At 62.2% G+C, this 16229-nt stretch carries 15 protein-coding genes, 6 tRNA genes and 2 pseudogenes; 7 read left to right on the top strand and 16 right to left on the bottom strand.

Annotated features, from left to right (window positions below; genetic code table 11):
• Positions 1 to 101: 101 nt before the first annotated feature.
• Positions 102 to 1055: a LysR family transcriptional regulator gene (locus P7C00_RS09640; protein WP_123725726.1), complete on the bottom strand. Its 954-nt coding sequence runs from the start codon at positions 1053 to 1055 to the stop codon at positions 102 to 104.
• A gap of 89 nt (positions 1056 to 1144) precedes the next feature.
• Between P7C00_RS09640 and P7C00_RS09635 the strand changes: the two genes are divergently transcribed.
• Together P7C00_RS09635 and P7C00_RS09630 are read left to right on the top strand one after the other, a co-directional pair.
• Positions 1145 to 1771: an alanyl-tRNA editing protein gene (locus P7C00_RS09635; RefSeq protein WP_346631917.1), complete on the top strand. Its 627-nt coding sequence runs from the start codon at positions 1145 to 1147 to the stop codon at positions 1769 to 1771.
• Between the two features lie 42 nt (positions 1772 to 1813).
• Positions 1814 to 2446 carry a LysE family transporter gene (locus tag P7C00_RS09630; RefSeq protein WP_346631918.1) on the top strand — a complete coding sequence of 211 codons (633 nt, stop codon included), beginning with the start codon at positions 1814 to 1816 and terminating at the stop codon, positions 2444 to 2446.
• A gap of 124 nt (positions 2447 to 2570) precedes the next feature.
• Here P7C00_RS09630 and P7C00_RS09625 read toward each other — a convergent pair.
• The 6 genes from P7C00_RS09625 to P7C00_RS09600 form a co-directional block, all read right to left on the bottom strand.
• Positions 2571 to 2646 (bottom strand) — tRNA-Gly (locus tag P7C00_RS09625).
• A gap of 3 nt (positions 2647 to 2649) precedes the next feature.
• Positions 2650 to 2725, bottom strand: a tRNA-Glu gene (locus P7C00_RS09620).
• A 104-nt stretch (positions 2726 to 2829) separates the two neighbouring features.
• A tRNA-Gly gene (locus tag P7C00_RS09615) sits at positions 2830 to 2905 on the bottom strand.
• A 3-nt stretch (positions 2906 to 2908) separates the two neighbouring features.
• A tRNA-Glu gene (locus tag P7C00_RS09610) sits at positions 2909 to 2984 on the bottom strand.
• Positions 2985 to 3088: 104 nt separating this feature from the next.
• Positions 3089 to 3164 (bottom strand) — tRNA-Gly (locus P7C00_RS09605).
• Between the two features lie 2 nt (positions 3165 to 3166).
• Positions 3167 to 3242, bottom strand: a tRNA-Glu gene (locus P7C00_RS09600).
• Between the two features lie 367 nt (positions 3243 to 3609).
• Between P7C00_RS09600 and P7C00_RS09595 the strand changes: the two genes are divergently transcribed.
• Positions 3610 to 4380: a hypothetical protein gene (locus P7C00_RS09595; RefSeq protein ID WP_346631919.1), complete on the top strand. Its 771-nt coding sequence runs from the start codon at positions 3610 to 3612 to the stop codon at positions 4378 to 4380.
• A gap of 69 nt (positions 4381 to 4449) precedes the next feature.
• Here P7C00_RS09595 and P7C00_RS09590 read toward each other — a convergent pair whose 3' ends face one another.
• The 3 genes and pseudogenes from P7C00_RS09590 to P7C00_RS09580 form a co-directional block, all read right to left on the bottom strand.
• Positions 4450 to 5313: a methyl-accepting chemotaxis protein gene (locus P7C00_RS09590; protein WP_371826160.1), complete on the bottom strand. Its 864-nt coding sequence runs from the start codon at positions 5311 to 5313 to the stop codon at positions 4450 to 4452.
• Positions 5311 to 5535: pseudogene (locus P7C00_RS09585) on the bottom strand (HAMP domain-containing protein); the annotation flags it as partial. The gene P7C00_RS09590 and the pseudogene P7C00_RS09585, both read right to left, overlap by 3 nt.
• 1082 nt (positions 5536 to 6617) lie before the next feature.
• On the bottom strand, positions 6618 to 7379 hold the full coding sequence (locus P7C00_RS09580; protein ID WP_346631921.1) for an SDR family oxidoreductase: 762 nt from the start codon (positions 7377 to 7379) through the stop codon (positions 6618 to 6620).
• 236 nt (positions 7380 to 7615) lie between these two features.
• Between P7C00_RS09580 and P7C00_RS09575 the strand changes: the two genes are divergently transcribed.
• Positions 7616 to 8620: an NADP-dependent oxidoreductase gene (locus P7C00_RS09575; protein ID WP_346631922.1), complete on the top strand. Its 1005-nt coding sequence runs from the start codon at positions 7616 to 7618 to the stop codon at positions 8618 to 8620.
• A gap of 69 nt (positions 8621 to 8689) precedes the next feature.
• Here P7C00_RS09575 and pyrF read toward each other — a convergent pair whose 3' ends face one another.
• Positions 8690 to 9391 carry an orotidine-5'-phosphate decarboxylase gene (gene pyrF, locus P7C00_RS09570; protein WP_213664951.1) on the bottom strand — a complete coding sequence of 234 codons (702 nt, stop codon included), beginning with the start codon at positions 9389 to 9391 and terminating at the stop codon, positions 8690 to 8692.
• 316 nt (positions 9392 to 9707) lie between these two features.
• Between pyrF and P7C00_RS09565 the strand changes: the two genes are divergently transcribed.
• The 3 genes and pseudogenes from P7C00_RS09565 to P7C00_RS09555 form a co-directional block, all read left to right on the top strand.
• Positions 9708 to 10472 (top strand): response regulator, encoded by a 765-nt coding sequence (locus tag P7C00_RS09565; protein ID WP_346631923.1) that lies wholly within the window; start codon positions 9708 to 9710, stop codon positions 10470 to 10472.
• The gene (locus P7C00_RS09560; RefSeq protein WP_346631924.1) at positions 10472 to 11524 is read left to right on the top strand and encodes a HAMP domain-containing sensor histidine kinase; all 1053 of its coding nucleotides are present in this window, start codon (positions 10472 to 10474) and stop codon (positions 11522 to 11524) included. Before P7C00_RS09565 ends, P7C00_RS09560 begins: the two co-directional genes overlap by 1 nt.
• A gap of 80 nt (positions 11525 to 11604) precedes the next feature.
• A pseudogene (locus tag P7C00_RS09555) lies at positions 11605 to 11793 on the top strand (calcium-binding protein); the annotation flags it as partial.
• A 37-nt stretch (positions 11794 to 11830) separates the two neighbouring features.
• On the opposite strand, the gene P7C00_RS09550 reads toward P7C00_RS09555, so the two are convergent.
• The 5 genes from P7C00_RS09550 to P7C00_RS09530 all read right to left on the bottom strand — a co-directional run bounded on the left by P7C00_RS09550 (position 11831) and on the right by P7C00_RS09530 (position 16132).
• Positions 11831 to 12883 (bottom strand): AI-2E family transporter, encoded by a 1053-nt coding sequence (locus tag P7C00_RS09550; protein WP_346631925.1) that lies wholly within the window; start codon positions 12881 to 12883, stop codon positions 11831 to 11833.
• 69 nt (positions 12884 to 12952) lie between these two features.
• Positions 12953 to 13756, bottom strand: a complete 804-nt coding sequence (locus P7C00_RS09545; protein ID WP_404938758.1) for a DUF4892 domain-containing protein — start codon at positions 13754 to 13756, stop codon at positions 12953 to 12955.
• A gap of 8 nt (positions 13757 to 13764) precedes the next feature.
• Positions 13765 to 14424, bottom strand: a complete 660-nt coding sequence (locus P7C00_RS09540) for a glutathione S-transferase N-terminal domain-containing protein (protein WP_346631927.1) — start codon at positions 14422 to 14424, stop codon at positions 13765 to 13767.
• A gap of 50 nt (positions 14425 to 14474) precedes the next feature.
• On the bottom strand, positions 14475 to 15329 hold the full coding sequence (locus P7C00_RS09535) for an alpha/beta hydrolase (RefSeq protein ID WP_404938756.1): 855 nt from the start codon (positions 15327 to 15329) through the stop codon (positions 14475 to 14477).
• Entirely contained in the window at positions 15326 to 16132 is an 807-nt protein-coding gene (locus P7C00_RS09530) for an alpha/beta hydrolase (protein WP_346631929.1), read from the bottom strand. Before P7C00_RS09530 ends, P7C00_RS09535 begins: the two co-directional genes overlap by 4 nt.
• Positions 16133 to 16229 lie beyond the last annotated feature (97 nt).

Raw genomic sequence — 16229 nt, 5'->3', positions numbered from 1 at the left:
TCCCGCCTTAGCGCGTCGTCCTCGTAGGAGCCGGCTTGCCGGCGAAGAGGCCCTTGGGTCTTGCATCGCCCTCAGAGACACCTTCGCTGGCAAGCCAGCGCCTACAAGATGCGTTCTCCTTTGCCGGGGCGGTTCAGGGTCGGCTCCCTGGCCAAGCACTCCACCAGATAATCGATAAAGACCCGCAGCTTGGGCGGCAGGTAACGGGTCGGCGAATGCAGGAGCCAGGCACCGCCGTGGTAGGACGCAAGAAAGGTCCACTCCGGCAGCACCTGGACAATCAGTCCCTGTTCCAGAGCGTGACGCGCGGTGAAATACGGCAGGCTGCCAATGCCCAGGTGCTGGAGCACTGCATCCAGACGCACCCCTGTATGGTTAGCGGCATAACGCCCGCGCACGCCGACAGTCACCGCCTTGCCGCCCTGGGTAAATTTCCACCGCGCATCGCTGGGGGTTTCGCCAAGATAGATGCAACTGTGCTGGCGCAGGTCCTGGGGGTGCAACGGCGTGCCCTGTTCCGCCAGATACTGCGGGGTGGCACACAGCAGGTGATCAATGCGCAACAACTGACGGCCAATCAATCCTGGCGGCGGGCGGTCGGTGATGCGGATCGCCAGGTCGACATTGTCTTCAATCAGGTCGATATCCCTGTCTTCATGCAGCAGTTCGACATCCACCTTCGGGTAGCGCCGAAGAAACTCCGGCATATGGGGATGCACCACGAACCGCCCCACCGCCTTGGGCACACTGACCCGCACCACGCCCTCGGCCTCGTGGGTGAACTGACCGCTGATCTCCATGACCGAACGGGCCGCACTGACCATCTCGCTGCAGCGCTTGAAAACCTCTTCGCCGCCATCGCTCAAGCGCAACTTGCGGGTGGTGCGTTGCAGCAGACGCGTGGCCAGGGCCTTCTCCAGCCGCGAGATGCTGCGGCTCACCGCCGACGGCGAGGAGCCCAGCTGACGCGCCGCTTCGGAAAAGCTGCCGGTTTCAACGACCCTGACGAAGATGGCCATTTCTGCCAGTAAAGGCAGGGGGAGATTTATGCTCATGACGCAATAGTCCATTGAGTTTTGAACGGATTATCACGCAATTGCTCAAGCCTCATAATAAAAAAACACTTGGTTCCAGGGTTTGAGAAATGACGCTTCGCCTGTACTACGAACACGACCTGCTGACTGCCCCGGTAGAACTGCTGACCTGCGTGCCCCGAGATGACCTGTTCGCTGCGACCCTTCACGCCACGCCCTTTCATCCCCAGGGTGGCGGCCAACCCAGCGATACCGGTTTTATTGGCGAGGCCCGCGTGCTGCGGGTCACCCAGGAAGGCGAGCAGATCGTGCATTACCTGACCCAGCCGCTGATGCCGGGAAGCCATGAAGCTCGCGTCAATGAAGAGCAGCGCCTGTTCAACAGCCGCATGCATTCCGCCGGGCACTTGATTGGCCACTTCGTGCAAAGCCAGGGCTGGATACCGGTCAAGGCTCATCACTGGCCGGACGAGGGGCGGGTGTCGTTCAAGCCTGGCGAACAGCCAGGAGAAATCGACTGCGCCAGGGTGCAGAACGCCCTCGCACAATGGATCAGCGAGGATTTCCCCCGGCACATCTCCCTGGCCGCCGGATCGCGCCAGATCAGCTTCGGCCAGTTGCCCGCCTACGGTTGCGGCGGCACTCATGTCCAGCGCCTGAAAGAGCTGGGACGGGTGATCATCGACTCGGTCGCAGAGAAAAAAGGCACCCTTTCGGTCAGCTACAGCCTCGACTGAGCCCCCACGTCTTTACCCACCTTCCTGCCTTGCGGAGTCCGCATGCTGTCCAATTATCTTGGGGAATTTCTTGCCCTGGCCGTCGTTCACTTTCTTGCCGTGGTCGCCCCAGGCCCGGACTTTGCCGTCACCATCCGCCAGAGCGTGCGCTTTGGCCGAATGACTGGTGTCTGTACCGCCCTGGGGATCGGCGCCGGTATTTCGGTGCATGTGCTCTACACCCTGCTCGGGGTCGGTGCACTGATGCACGCTACGCCCTGGCTGCTGAGCGCCGCCAAGCTGCTGGGCGCTGCCTACATTCTGTACCTGGGCGTCAGCCTGTTGCGCAGCAAGGCCAAGACCGGCATCCCAGGCGACACCGCGCCGGACGAGCCGCAGCAGACGTTGCTGCGGGCCTTTATCACCGGCTTCCTGACCAACGCCACCAACCCCAAGGCGACCCTGTTCTTCCTGGCGATCTTCACCACCCTGGTCAGTGCCACCACGCCATTGAGCATTCAGGCGCTATATGGCGCCTGGATGTGCCTGGTGAACGCCCTGTGGTTCGTCATTGTCGCGCTGTTCTTTTCCAGCGCCCGGGTCCGCCTGCTGTTCATGCGTCTGGGCCACTGGTTCGAGCGCTGCATGGGGCTGATCCTGCTGCTGTTCGCCGGACGCCTGCTGCTGTCGCTGTAAGCGACCCACGACAAAGGCCCGCACAGTCGTCTGACTGGCGGGCCTTTTTTTATCCATGGCAGGACGAAGCGTTGAATCGCAGACAAACAAAAACGCCGCTCAATGAGCGGCGTTTTTGTGAAATTGGAGCGGGAAACGAGACTCGAACTCGCGACCCCGACCTTGGCAAGGTCGTGCTCTACCAACTGAGCTATTCCCGCAAATGGCGTCCCCTAGGGGACTCGAACCCCTGTTACCGCCGTGAAAGGGCGGTGTCCTAGGCCACTAGACGAAGGGGACACGCTACCCGGAACACATGGTGTGTGTTTCGGTGTCCAGATCCGTATCCGAAGACTTGGTTCTGGTTTCACTCGACCCCACCCGAAAGCAGTGCCGTTTAAAATTGGAGCGGGAAACGAGACTCGAACTCGCGACCCCGACCTTGGCAAGGTCGTGCTCTACCAACTGAGCTATTCCCGCAAATGGCGTCCCCTAGGGGACTCGAACCCCTGTTACCGCCGTGAAAGGGCGGTGTCCTAGGCCACTAGACGAAGGGGACACGCTACCCGGAACACATGGTGTGTGTTTCGGTGTCCAGATCCGCATCCGAAGACTTGGTTCTGGTTTCACTCGACCCCGCCCGAAAGCAGTGCCGTTTAAAATTGGAGCGGGAAACGAGACTCGAACTCGCGACCCCGACCTTGGCAAGGTCGTGCTCTACCAACTGAGCTATTCCCGCATTGGCGTCCCCTAGGGGACTCGAACCCCTGTTACCGCCGTGAAAGGGCGGTGTCCTAGGCCACTAGACGAAGGGGACACGCTACAGCATTCACTTCCTTCAACGTTTTGCTATTTGCTTTCCGTTGAAAGTGGCGCGCATTCTATGGATGCTTTGGGAGGCCGTCAACCCCCAGATATAATTTTATTTAAATCAATGACTTCGGAGTAGTTTTAGGCCCACTTGGGGCTTTTCTGCCGTCCGCGCTTTGACGCCTATATTCTGGCACTCGACAAGACGTTATAGTCCTCCGCAGCCGGTGATGGCAATTTGAACCTAGGGATGACCCTGGCGGTTCTATACCAATATAAGCAGCACAACTCATGCCCGGCTCGTCGAGCGGCGCTATGCGTCTAAATGCCAAGCCACTACACTCGCACGCGAATCCTATAACGAGGTTTTAACGGTGACACCACTCATGATCACCCTGCTGGTAATAGCCGGGATCGCACTATTGATCGCCATTGGCTACATGAACCATGTGGTGGAAAACAACAAACTGGAAAAGGCCCGCACCAAAGTCGAACTCAATGATCGCCTGCGGCGCTGCGGCGAGATCACCGAAACCTTCCCTGGCCAGTTCATGTCACCGGCCCTCAAGCTGCTGCTGACACGCCTGGAACTCAATGTTGTGCAGCGCATGCTCAACCTCGACAAGACGGACACCGCTCTCAAGGCGCGCCAGGCCGAACTCAATACCTTGGTGGGTCAGGGCGAATCGATTCCGGTGAACAATCCGCCATCGCCCATCCAGACCGAGGCCAAAGCCAAGGATGTACGCTTCCTGCTGGAGGCCATGCACGGCCAGGTAACCCGTGCCGCCCACGACGGCTTCCTGCAACCCAATGAAGCCAAGCGCTGGATCAAGGAGATCCGCCACATCCTGGTGCTGCTGCATATCGAGTTCTTCAACAACCTGGGGCAATACGCCCTGCAACAGAACCAGCCAGGCCAGGCCCGCCTGGCCTTTGAGCGCGGCGTGCAATACCTGCGCAAGCAACCGGACCCGGCGGTCTACAAGGAGCAGTTGGAATACCTGGATAAGCTCCTGGCCCGCGCCAACTCCATGGTGCTGTCGACCCTGGAGCCGGCGCCAGACGAGGACAACGAGCTGACCCAAGGCCTGAAGACCGTGGAAGCCGACGCCGACTGGAAGAAGAAAGCCATCTACGACTGATATGAAAAACCCCTGCCTGGCACATTCGGCGCCAGGCAGGGGTTCGCTGCAACAGCGCCCTCCTCGCCGCTACAAGCGGAAATGCCCCACCATCCCCTTCAACTCGACGCCCAACTGCGCCAGCTCAATGCTCGATGCTGCGTTGCCTTGCATGGCCAGGGAAGATTGGTCGGCACTGGCACGAATGCTGGTGACGCTGCGATTGATCTCTTCAGCCACCGAACTCTGTTGCTCAGCGGCGGCGGCAATCTGCTGGTTCATCTGCTGAATCAACGACACCGCCGCAGCAATACTGCCCAAGGCACTTTCAGTCTGCAGGGCATCGCTGACCGCCAGCTTCACCAGCTCACCGCTGCTCTGGATCTGCTGCACTGAAGAGTCGGCAGCTGCATGCAGTGCAGTCACCAGGCGCGCAATCTCCTCGGTGGACTGTTGGGTACGTTTGGCCAGGGCTCGTACTTCATCGGCTACCACCGCAAAGCCCCTGCCCTGCTCCCCCGCCCTTGCCGCCTCGATGGCAGCATTGAGGGCCAGCAGGTTGGTCTGCTCGGCAACGCTCTTGATGACATCCAGCACGCTGCCGATGTTGTCGATCTCTGCGCTCAGGCTCTCGATGCCGCTGCTGGCACGGGTCGCGGAATCCGCCAACTGCTCGATCCGCTGCATGCTCTGGCGCACGACCTGCTGGCCACTCTCCACCTTGTCATCCGCCGCCTGGGCGGCCTGGGCCGCTTGCTCGGCATTACGCGCCACATCATGCACCGTGGCGGTCATCTGGTTCATGGCGGTGGCCACCTGTTCGGTTTCTTCCTTCTGGGTACTGACTTCAAGGTTGGTCTGCTCGGTCACCGAGGACAGTGACTGGGCCGAACTGGCCAGTTGCTCGATCCCGGCCTGCAGACCACTGACGATACCGCTCAGGCCACTGCCCATCTGCTGCATCGCCTGCATCAGCTGGCCGATCTCGTCACGCCGGGTCACCGCCACCGTGGTGCTCAGGTCCCCCGCAGCGATCTGCTGGGCCACATGCATCACACTGCGTAGCGGACGAACGATCAGGCGAGTGATGCTCAAGGCCGCCAGCAGCCCCACCAGCAGCGCCAGGGCCGAAGAGCCGATGATCAGCAGGGTGTTTTTCTCCAGCTCCCCCTGCATCGACAGATCTTCAGCGGCATAGGCCTGATCGACCCGCGCCATCACCTGGGCGGCGCGCTCATGCAACGTCTGATAGACCTGTTTCTCCTGGGCCAACAGGCCGGTGTATTCGTTGAGCTTTTCGCTGAAGTTGCCGATATGCCCAGCGACCTCGTTGAGCACCGTCTGGTAGCCCGCGTCCTTGACCGCGGCCTTCAACTGTTCGGCTTGGGCCTGGGCCTGTTCGGCCTGTTCGATCTTGCCCTGCTCGGCACCGCCCTGCTCATCACCCTTGCGATTCTGGTCCAGGCGCACCCGGGCTTCGTTCATGGCTTGCAGCATCAGGCGCGAGACCTGGCTGATCTGGTTGGCCTGCTCGATGAACTCCGCGCCCTCCTTGCCCTGGGAATCCTTGAGCGTATAGGCGCCGTCATCTGCCAGCCCGGCCTGTAGCACATCGAGGTTGTTGGCCACACTGGACACCGACCAGCTGGCCATTTCCAGGGCCAGGTCCTTGGCCTGGGTGAGCTCGACGAATTCATCGAAGGCCTTGCGATAGTCCGCCAGCGCCAGCTCGACCTCCCCCATCACCGCCTGATTGGCGGACGACTGCCCCTTGAGCTGCTGGGCCAGGAGCAACAGTGCATCCAGGCTTTCATGCAGGCTGTCCACCGTCTTGCTATCGCCGTGCAAGGCATAGTCCTGCTCCAGCAGTCGCACCTTGAGCACGCCACTGTTGAGCTGGGACATCTGCTTGAGGCCATCGAAACGCTGGCTGATGGTTTGCAGGGACCAAACGCCGATACCGGCCACCAGGGCCGTCAATAGCAACACCAGGGCAAAACCGATTCCCAGTTTCTTTGCCATGCCCAGGTTGGCAAAACGTCCACTCGCGGCCGAAGTCATGGTGCGCAGTCCCCTTCCAATCCCCAATGGCAATAGGGCCATTTTGTCTTTGCGAAGGGTCGCAACGGCGTGTACCGGCGCACAAGTCTCTGACGTCGGAATAATGGCAAAAAGCTACGCCGAGGTCGTTTTCAGGACACTGAAGGTCGATTCCATCGGGGCCCGGCGGGCTGTTGCGCCAAGGCCCGAGCCTGCACTCAGATGGCCGTGGCGCCGCCGTCGACGGTCAAGGCGTGTCCGGTGGTGAAGGCGGCGCCATCACTGCACAGATAGAGCACCGCACTGGCGATCTCCTCGACCTTGCCAATACGCCCCACCGGGTGCATCGCCGCGGCAAATTCGGCCTTCTTCGGGTCAGACTCATAGGCACGGCGGAACATGTCGGTGTCGATCACCGCCGGGCAGACGGCATTCACCCGAATCTTCTTTTTGGCGTACTCAATGGCCGCTGACTTGGTCAGGCCGATCACTGCATGCTTGGACGCCGCGTAGATGCTCATCTTCGGAGCTGCACCCAGACCGGCCACCGAAGCGGTATTGACGATCGCGCCGCCGCCCTGGGCAAGCAGCAGTGGCAACTGGTATTTCATGCACAACCAGACCCCTTTGACGTTGACCCCCATGATGGCGTCGAACTCATCCAGGGAGCCTTCCGCCAAGCGCCCCTTCTCGATCTCGATCCCGGCATTGTTGAAGGCATAGTCCAGACGGCCATAAGCCTCGACTGTCCGGGCCATGAGGTTCTGCACATCCGCCTCCTGGGTGACGTTGCAAGACACGAACAGCGCCTCGCCTCCAGCCGCCTGGATAAGCGCCACCGTCTCTTCGCCTCCGAGCACATCCAGATCCGCCACCACCACCTTCAAACCTTCTGCGGCGAACGCCTGGGCAGTCGCCCGGCCGATACCGTTGGCCGCGCCGGTCACCAGGGCCACCTGGCCGGAAAACGTCATGCTCATTGCTCAGATCCTCGATCAAGTACGGGTCAGCTACCCAATCCAATCTAGCCACAGCCGGCCATGGTCACGTCAGCACTATCAAAAGGCCGGTTGAGGTCTTATGCATCCCGGTGATGAAAGCCCCCCTTCTACATCACCACACTGGATTGCCCCCCATTCGCTGGACTGGCAAACCTTGCGGCAACGTCCTTGAGGGTCTATCAACTAGAGCTTCATTCACCCCTTGAGTGCCTGCCATGACCACCCTGACCAATCGCCAGTTCCTGCTCGCCAAACGTCCCGTCGGCGCGGCCACCCGCGAGACCTTTACCTACCAGCAGGTTGCCGTCGGCGAACCGGCACCGGGGCAGATTCTGGTGAAGAACGAATACCTGTCCCTGGACCCGGCGATGCGCGGCTGGATGAATGAAGGCAAGTCCTATATCCCGCCGGTGGGAATTGGCGAGGTCATGCGCGCCCTTGGGGTGGGCCAGGTGATTGCCTCGAACAATCCGGGATTCGCAGTCGGCGATTACGTCAATGGGGCCCTGGGTGTGCAGGACTATTTCCTGGGCGAGCCCCGCGGCTTCTATAAGGTCGACCCCAAGCTGGCCCCTCTGCCGCGCTACCTGTCCGCCCTGGGCATGACCGGCATGACCGCCTATTTCGCACTGCTGGATGTCGGCGCGCCCAAGGCCGGTGAAACCGTGGTGCTGTCCGGTGCGGCAGGCGCGGTGGGCAGCATCGCCGGGCAGATCGCCAAGATCAAAGGCTGCCGGGTGGTGGGCATTGCCGGCGGCCAGGACAAGTGCAAGTTCCTCATCGACGAACTGGGCTTCGACGGCGCCATCGACTACAAGAGCGAAGACGTGCACGCCGGGCTCAAGCGTGAGTGCCCCAAAGGCGTCGATGTGTATTTCGACAACGTCGGAGGCGACATTCTCGATGCGGTGCTCAGCCGCCTGAACCTCAAGGCCCGGGTGGTGATCTGTGGCGCCATCAGCCAGTACAACAACAAAGAGGCGGTCAAAGGCCCGGCCAACTACCTGTCGCTACTGGTCAACCGTGCGCGCATGGAGGGGTTCGTGGTGATGGACTATGCCTCGCAGTTCGCCGCCGCCGGACAGGAAATGGCCGGCTGGATGGCCAAGGGGCAACTCAAGAGCAAGGAGGATATTGTCGAAGGCCTGGAGACCTTTCCGGAAACGCTGACCAAGCTGTTCAGCGGTGAGAACTTTGGCAAGCTGGTACTGAAGGTCTAACCTGCTGGAGCCGACTTGCCGGTGAACCGCAGCATGCGTTTCGCCAGCAAGCCAGCTCCTGCAGCAGGCTTAGAGGGCCAGTTCGGCCACTACGTCGGCCAGGGCCTTGGCCGGATCGGCCGCCTGGCTGATGGGACGACCAATCACCAGGTAATCGGAGCCGGCGTCCAGAGCCTGACGCGGGGTGAGAATCCGCCGCTGGTCGTCCTGGGCGCTGCCCGCCGGACGAATTCCCGGGGTCACCAGTTGCAGGGAAGGATGGGCGCTCTTCAGAGCTTGGGCCTCCAGGGCCGAGCACACCAGACCGTCCATGCCGGCCTTTTGTGCCAGGGCGGCCAGGCGCAGTACCTGCTCCTGGGGCTCGATGTCCAGGCCGATACCGGCCAGGTCTTCACGTTCCATGCTGGTAAGCACGGTGACGCCGATCAACAGCGGTTTGGGACCTGTACGCTGATCCAGCACCTCGCGGCAGGCTGCCATCATGCGCAGGCCGCCGGAGCAATGCACGTTGACCATCCACACGCCCATTTCCGCAGCAGCCTTGACCGCCATGGCGGTGGTGTTGGGAATGTCGTGGAACTTCAGGTCCAGGAACACTTCGAAACCCTTGTCGCGCAGGGTCCCGACAATCTCGGCGGCACAGCTGGTGAACAGCTCCTTGCCGACTTTGACCCGGCACAGTTTCGGGTCCAGTTGATCGGCCAGTTTCAGTGCGGCGTCACGGGTGGGGAAATCCAGGGCGACGATGATAGGAGTCTGGCAGGCGGACATGAAGGGGCTCTCAGGCAAGTCGAAATCGGCGCGGATTGTAGCGCAAGCCGTGGCGATCCGGGACCCGATGAAAGGTAAATCATCCTCAACGGTGGTCGAGAATGCCGATCCGGCCAACAAATCCCCCGGGGGACGCGGTCTTTGTATCAAACCGGATACACTGACGACACGTCAGCAACAACCCCCGACGCTACCCTCCCCAGCCGCAATACCCTCGAACAGCACTTCCAGCCCCCGGGCCGGACGCCTATGCTGAAGCCACAACCTCGCCGTCACCGTCTGGTGGCCGGTAGCCTACCTGGCAGATGAACGCCCCATGCATAACACTCCAGCCCCTCTCAACGACGACTCCAAAGCTGCAGTCAATGGCGACGACAAGCGCTGGAACACCCGGGCCCTGATCGTCGACGACGACGTACCGATCCGCGAACTGCTGATCGACTATCTGGCGCGTTTCAACATCCACGCCAGCGGCGTCACCGACGGAGCTGCGATGCGTCAGGCCCTGCAGGCCGAACACTTCGACGTGGTGGTACTGGATCTGATGCTGCCCGGAGAGGACGGCCTGTCCCTGTGCCGCTGGCTGCGCACCGAATCGGATATTCCGATCCTCATGCTCACTGCCCGCTGCGAACCCACCGACCGCATCATCGGCCTGGAACTGGGGGCCGACGACTACATGGCCAAGCCCTTTGAACCCCGAGAGCTGGTGGCGCGAATCCAGACCATCCTGCGCCGGGTCCGTGATGATCGCAGCGAACAGCGAGCCAATATCCGCTTCGACAACTGGCGCCTGAACAGCGTCCTGCGCCAGCTGATCTCAGCCGATGGCCTGGTGGTGCCGCTGTCCAATGCCGAGTTCCGCCTGCTCTGGGTATTCATCGAGCGCCCGCGCCGGGTATTGAGCCGCGAACAACTGCTGGACGCCGCCCGGGGACGCTCCATCGAGGCCTTTGATCGCAGCATCGACCTGCTGGTCTCGCGCCTGCGGCAGAAGCTCGGGGATGATCCGAAATCACCGCAGTTGATCAAGACCGTACGCGGTGAGGGCTACCTGTTCGACGCCCGAGATATCGGCTGATGCGTGGGCGCTTCGATACGCTGTTCGGCCGCCTGTTCGGCGTCCTGCTGATCGCGATCGTACTCGCCCACCTGTTGGCATTCTTCTGGTTTCACCATTACGGGCCACCACGGCCACCACCTCCCCCCACCCATTCGGCGACGCTCAGCAATGGCCAGCCTTCGGCTCCGCCACCACATTTCCCGAGACGCCCGCCACGTCCCTGGTTCGGTGGCCCATTGGTGCCCCTGACCTTCCAGTTCATCTCCTTGATCATCGCCGCCTGGTACGGCGCCAAGCTGCTATCGCGCCCCATCCAGCGCCTCAGCGATGCCGCCGAACGTCTGAGCGAAAATCTCGACAGCCCGCCCCTGGAAGAAGTCGGCCCCCGGGAAGCGCGACAAGCGGCCAGCGCCTTCAATCAGATGCAGAAGCGCATACAGGAACAGGTTCAGCAACGGGGGCGCATGCTCGGCGCCGTGTCCCATGACCTGCGCACTCCGCTGTCGCGACTCAAGCTGCGCCTGGAACAGATCGAGGACAGCAAGTTGCAAGGGCAGATGCGCCAGGACCTGGACGACATGATCAAGATGCTCGATGCCACCCTCAGCTATCTGCATGAACAGCGCACCAGCGAGGCGCAGCAATGGATGGATGTGCAGGCGCTGGTGGAGTCGCTCTGCGAGAACGCCCAGGACCAAGGCGCCGACGTCCAGGCCCAGGGCCATTGCGCGCCCCTGCTGGTGCAGCCGATGGCCCTGCAGTCCTGCCTCAACAACCTGCTGGACAACGCCTTGCGCTATGCCGGGCAGGCCACCCTGGCCCTGGAGGACAACCGTGAGCAGTTGCTGATCCGGGTCATCGACCATGGACCGGGGATTGCCGCCGACAAGCGTGAGGCCGTGTTCGAGCCCTTCTTCCGCCTCGAAGGCTCGCGCAACCGTAACTCCGGCGGCGTAGGCCTGGGCATGACCATCGCCCGCGAGGCCGCGGAGCGCATGGGTGGACAATTGCTGTTGGACGAAACCCCGGGCGGTGGCCTGACCGCAGTGTTGCACCTGCCTCGCCCCTGAGCGCCTTGTGTAGTGACGGGTAGAAAATTCAAATACCCAGGACAACTCCCCCTCTGAGGCTGCAAGAGCCGGTGTCTCCCAATAGCAGTGGCGGTATCAGCAGCGATGAGCTCAAGGCGGCGCTGCAAGCCGGACGCAATCAGCACAGCGGCTCCCAGGGGCAGCAGGCGAATATCGCCGAAGCCCTGGGCAAGATGATCGCCAACTGGAGCAAGCAGTATCAGTTGAACACCAGCAGCGTCGGCAACAGCGTCAACGTCGCCCCTTGAAGCAACTGCCGCTCCCACGGGAGCGGCAATCGGAAGATCAGCGCGGTTCCTGGGTCCGGGCCTGGCTAGCGCTCCAGTCCAGCAACAGGCTGTAGGCCACCGCCAGCAGGGTCGGGCCGATGAACAGACCGATAAAGCCGAAGGCAATCAGGCCGCCGAACACGCCGAGCAGCACAATCACCAGCGGCAGGTTGCCGCCGCGACTGATCAGGTAAGGCTTGAGCACGTTGTCCACGCCACTGATGATGAAGGTGCCCCAGATTCCCAGGAACACCGCCATGCCGTATTCGCCCTTCCAGGCCAGCCAGGCCGTAGCCGGAATCCACACCAGGGGCGGTCCCATGGGAATCAGGCTGAGCAGGAAGGTGACGATCCCCAGCACCAGCGCCCCGGGAACGCCGGCAATCAGAAAACCGATCAGCGCCAGCACGCCCTGGGCCGCTGCGGTACCTATGACTCCGTTGACCACCCGTTGCACGGTGCCGGCCACCAGTTCGATGTAATACCCGGCCCGGTCACCGATCAGGCGCTCCAGCAGCTTGTGCACGAACAGCGCCAGGCGCGGACCGTCGCGGTAGAAGAAAAACACGAAGACAATACTCAGGGTCAGCTCAAGAATGCCCCCGCCAATCTGCGCACTGCGGGCCAGCAACCAGTTGCCCACCTGCCCCAGGTACGGCTTGACCGCCAGCATCAGGGCCGCGCCCTGCTGGTCGATGCTGTCCCACAGCCCTACCAGCCGCTCCCCTATCAGTGGCAAGCCGCCGAGCCAGGCGGGAGCCTCGGGCAGCCCATCCACCTGCACGTCCTTGATAAAGGCCGTGGCATCGCGCACATGGTCCGCCAGATTGAGACCCAGCCAGACCAGGGGCGCCGCCACCAGGACCATCCAGCCCAGGGTCAGCAACGCTGCGGCCAGGGATTCGCGGCCATTGAGCCAACGGGTCAGCAATCGCATCAGAGGCCAGCTGGCAAAGGCCAGTACCGCGCCCCAGAACAGCGCCGACCAGAAAGGCGCCATCACCCAGAAGCTGGCACCGAACAACACCAGGAGCAGGATCTGCACCAGCAGTCGATCGTTATTGGGCATGAAATGTCTCGCGCAAGAAGAATCAGAGAAGAGTAGGCGAACCCGCGAGTGCGGGCCGCCTGAAACAGCTTAACGCAGCCGTTCGAAGTGCAGGCCGGCCACTTCGGTGTCGCCGGTCTCCATGCGCGCGGCCAGCACGCCCTGGCCGATCAGGGCCTGGCGCCAGGCTTCAGCCTGTTTGCCGGACAGGCTGACCCGCATCGTGGTGTCCAGATTCAAGCCACGGGAGAGCAGGTTGAGCCAGACGGGCTGGGGGTCCGTCAGTTTTGGCAGATCCAGTTTTCCCGTGTCCTTCAACTGCCGTAACAGGGTCGCCGAGGTGGGCAGCAAGTCGCCCAGAGGCGCTCCAGCATCGAACTGCTCCACATGGAGGTAGGCCCGGCGATTACCCCGGGTGATGCTGTACAAGGCCACCAGGGTGTTGTCCTGGGGCGCCGCCAGCCGCAACAGCAGATAGGCCTGCTGCTCATCGGCGCCATACAGCTTGGCGTTGCCGAACACGTCATTGGCCCACAGGCTGCTCTCGCCGCAATCCCGGGCCTGGCACCAGAACAACAGCTCGGCCCCCTGCTTCTGCAGCGCCTCCCGGGCCAGGGTGAAGGCCTCGTTGGAGCTGCGCTCGGCAGGCAATTGGTAGGTAATGGCGGTGAGCTTGCCCCGGGCATTGACCTGTCCGTCAAAACGCAGCTGGCCGCTGATCCTGCGGACTGACCCCAAAGGGTAGACGCGCTCCTGCTCCACTTCGGGGCGGTAGTCGACGATTTGTGCGTCGGTCAGACGGGGAACCAAAGGCAGGTCATGACTGCCCGGCAGATCGGCGGCAAACGCCAGCGAGCTTAACAAGGCCAAGCCCGGAACACTGATTGAACGCATGAACACTCTCATCGGATAAGCATGGCCTGGGCACCTTTGACGACGCTGGCGTCGTCACTGCGTTGCGGAACCTGCAAGCCGCGCTGGACCGCAGGCCGGGCCTCCAGGGCCGCCATCCAGCGTTGCAGGGCCGGCAATCCCTGCACCGAGACTCCGGACCATTCATGACCGCGCACCCAAGGGAAGGTGGCGATATCGGCAATGCTGTAGTCCCCGGCCAGATAGTCGACCTGTTGCAGACGAGTATCGAGCACCTCGTACAGGCGTCGGGTTTCATGCTGATAGCGGTCGATGGCGCCCTGGAGCTTTTCCGGGAAGTAGCGGAAGAACACGTTGGCCTGGCCCTGCATGGGACCCACCCCGCCCATCTGGAACATCAGCCACTGCATGACGATGGAGCGGCCCTTGGGGTCGGTGGGCAGCAACTGGCCACTGCGTTCGGCCAGGTACACCAGGATCGCGCCGGATTCAAATACCGGAAAATCACCATTGTCGCGGTCGACGATGGCCGGAATACGCCCATTGGGATTGATCTTCAGGAACGCTGGGGCTTTTTGCTCCCTCTTGTCGAAACTCAAGGCATGCACTTCATAGGGCAGCCCGAGTTCTTCAAGCAGGATGGAAACCTTGTGACCATTGGGGGTCGCAGCGGTGTACAGATCTATCATGGTTGTCTCCCATTTCAACCCGCCCAGCCTCGACAGTTGCCCCCGTCAAGTCAAGGAACGGCGAAAAACCGATTGAAACAGTCTGCGACAAAGCGGGCACCGGTCTCATCATTGAGATGCAGATGGTGCCCGCCTGGCAGCTGTTCACGGCTAAAGGGTAGACGCTGCAACAGCGCTTCGTGCCTGGCCAGCATGCCATCGGCCGCTACCACCAGCTGGGTTGGACAACTGACACGCTGGACGAAGGACATGGCCTGCTCTTCGGTCAGGCGCAGCGGCGAGGCCAGGGTCAGGCGACTGTCACTGCGCCAGGTGTAGCCGCCAGGCACCGGCATCAGGCCACGCTGGGCCAGCAGTTCGGCAGCCTCGCGGCTGACCGCCACCAGCCCCTTCATCCGCGCCTCGATGGCCCGCTCCAGGGTGCTGTAGACCGGCTTGCGCTTGTCCTGCAGGTGGATTTGCGCCTGCAGGGCCATGCCCAGGCGTTCGGCGGCGTCCTCACCCTTGGCGGTTGGTGGAATGACCCCGTCGATCAAAGCCAGGTGGCTGACCCGTTCCGGCAGCGCGGCCGTCAGCACCAGGGATACGATCGCCCCCAGGGAATGGCCCATCAGGGCGAAACGCTTCCAACCCAACTGTTCGGCGACTTGCAGCACGTCGTACACGTAGTCCCACAAGGCGTAGCCGGCCCCCAGGGGGCGATGCCCTGAATGACCATGGCCGGCCAGGTCCAGGGCAACGATACGCAGCCCCTTGAGCTTGGGCGCCAGCCGGGCAAAGCTGTTGGCGTTGTCCAGCCAGCCGTGCAGGGCGATGACCGGCAAACCGTCTTCGGGGCCGAACAGATGAGCCGCCAGCTCGATGTGGGGCAGACTCAGGCGCACTTCCTCGACGGTATGGCTCATGCACAACTCCGTTGCTGGCGATCGTCCCAGCGGCTGAACAGTTCCTTGAGCAAGGCCGCCGTGGCATCGGGCCGTTCAAGGGGAAACATGTGGCCGCCGGGCATGGTCAGCGACTCACCATGGGGCATGCGCCCCACCGCACTGGTGTGATGACGCATCACCACCCGGCTCTGCTGCCCCCGCACCACCGCCAGAGGCACCTTTAGCTGGCGGGCGCTGCCGGGGCTGGTGTGGGGCACACCGCGATAGATGCTGATCTCGGTAGCCGGATCGAAGCGCAACCGCAGCCGGTCGCCCACTTGCTGCAGGCCATGCTGCAAGTACGCGTCCAGACAGTCCGGGTCGAAAGCGCGAAACAGGGTCTTGCGCGAGAAGTAGCTGCGGGCCGCTTCGATATCGGCAAACTCCTCGCGACGTCCCAGGGTGCGCCCGGCGGGAGTCAAGCGGTCGATGAAACCAAAACGCTTGGCGGCGCGGATCACCCATTGATCGGCCCGGGTCAGCACCGGGGAGTCGAGCATGACCACGCCCCGATACAGCTCCGGACAACGCAAGGCCGCATGCAAGTGCAACACCCCGCCCAACGAATGTCCGACGCCCCATACCGGCTGGGCCTGCTGTTGCAGGTGGTGAATCAATTCGTCCACCAGGCTGCGCCAGTTGTCGTCCACTGGAAAGCGCGGGTCATGGGCATGCTGCTGCAAGTGGCTGACCTGGAATTCAGGCGCCAAGGCAGCGAACAACTTGCCGTAAGTCCCAGAGGGAAACCCATTGGCGTGAGCGAAAAACACCTGTTGCGACATACCGACTCATCCATCCACCAAACCAACAACGATTGTCCGCAAGGCCCTGCGCCAGGGCAATGACCGTAACGGACAGGAATGCTGACACCCAGGCTCA

The organism is Pseudomonas sp. JDS08PS003 (genome assembly GCF_045013505.1).
In the GTDB taxonomy this organism is placed as follows: Bacteria; Pseudomonadota; Gammaproteobacteria; order Pseudomonadales; family Pseudomonadaceae; genus Aquipseudomonas; species Aquipseudomonas protegens_B.
The sequence above is the reverse complement of the archived record's forward strand: the minus strand, read 5'-3'. Positions and strand labels throughout refer to the sequence as shown.

Excerpts from the sequence above, each read along its gene's own strand:
- P7C00_RS09640 (WP_123725726.1), bottom strand. The coding sequence starts at position 1,055 with ATGAGCATAAATCTCCCCCTGCCTTTACTGGCAGAAATGGCCATCTTC.
- P7C00_RS09635 (WP_346631917.1), top strand. The coding sequence starts at position 1,145 with ATGACGCTTCGCCTGTACTACGAACACGACCTGCTGACTGCCCCGGTA.
- P7C00_RS09630 (WP_346631918.1), top strand. The coding sequence starts at position 1,814 with ATGCTGTCCAATTATCTTGGGGAATTTCTTGCCCTGGCCGTCGTTCAC.
- P7C00_RS09590 (WP_371826160.1), bottom strand. The coding sequence starts at position 5,313 with ATGGGCAGTGGCCTGAGCGGTATCGTCAGTGGTCTGCAGGCCGGGATC.
- P7C00_RS09580 (WP_346631921.1), bottom strand. The coding sequence starts at position 7,379 with ATGAGCATGACGTTTTCCGGCCAGGTGGCCCTGGTGACCGGCGCGGCC.
- P7C00_RS09575 (WP_346631922.1), top strand. The coding sequence starts at position 7,616 with ATGACCACCCTGACCAATCGCCAGTTCCTGCTCGCCAAACGTCCCGTC.
- pyrF (WP_213664951.1), bottom strand. The coding sequence starts at position 9,391 with ATGTCCGCCTGCCAGACTCCTATCATCGTCGCCCTGGATTTCCCCACC.
- P7C00_RS09565 (WP_346631923.1), top strand. The coding sequence starts at position 9,708 with ATGCATAACACTCCAGCCCCTCTCAACGACGACTCCAAAGCTGCAGTC.
- P7C00_RS09560 (WP_346631924.1), top strand. The coding sequence starts at position 10,472 with ATGCGTGGGCGCTTCGATACGCTGTTCGGCCGCCTGTTCGGCGTCCTG.
- P7C00_RS09550 (WP_346631925.1), bottom strand. The coding sequence starts at position 12,883 with ATGCCCAATAACGATCGACTGCTGGTGCAGATCCTGCTCCTGGTGTTG.
- P7C00_RS09545 (WP_404938758.1), bottom strand. The coding sequence starts at position 13,756 with ATGCGTTCAATCAGTGTTCCGGGCTTGGCCTTGTTAAGCTCGCTGGCG.
- P7C00_RS09540 (WP_346631927.1), bottom strand. The coding sequence starts at position 14,424 with ATGATAGATCTGTACACCGCTGCGACCCCCAATGGTCACAAGGTTTCC.
- P7C00_RS09535 (WP_404938756.1), bottom strand. The coding sequence starts at position 15,329 with ATGAGCCATACCGTCGAGGAAGTGCGCCTGAGTCTGCCCCACATCGAG.
- P7C00_RS09530 (WP_346631929.1), bottom strand. The coding sequence starts at position 16,132 with ATGTCGCAACAGGTGTTTTTCGCTCACGCCAATGGGTTTCCCTCTGGG.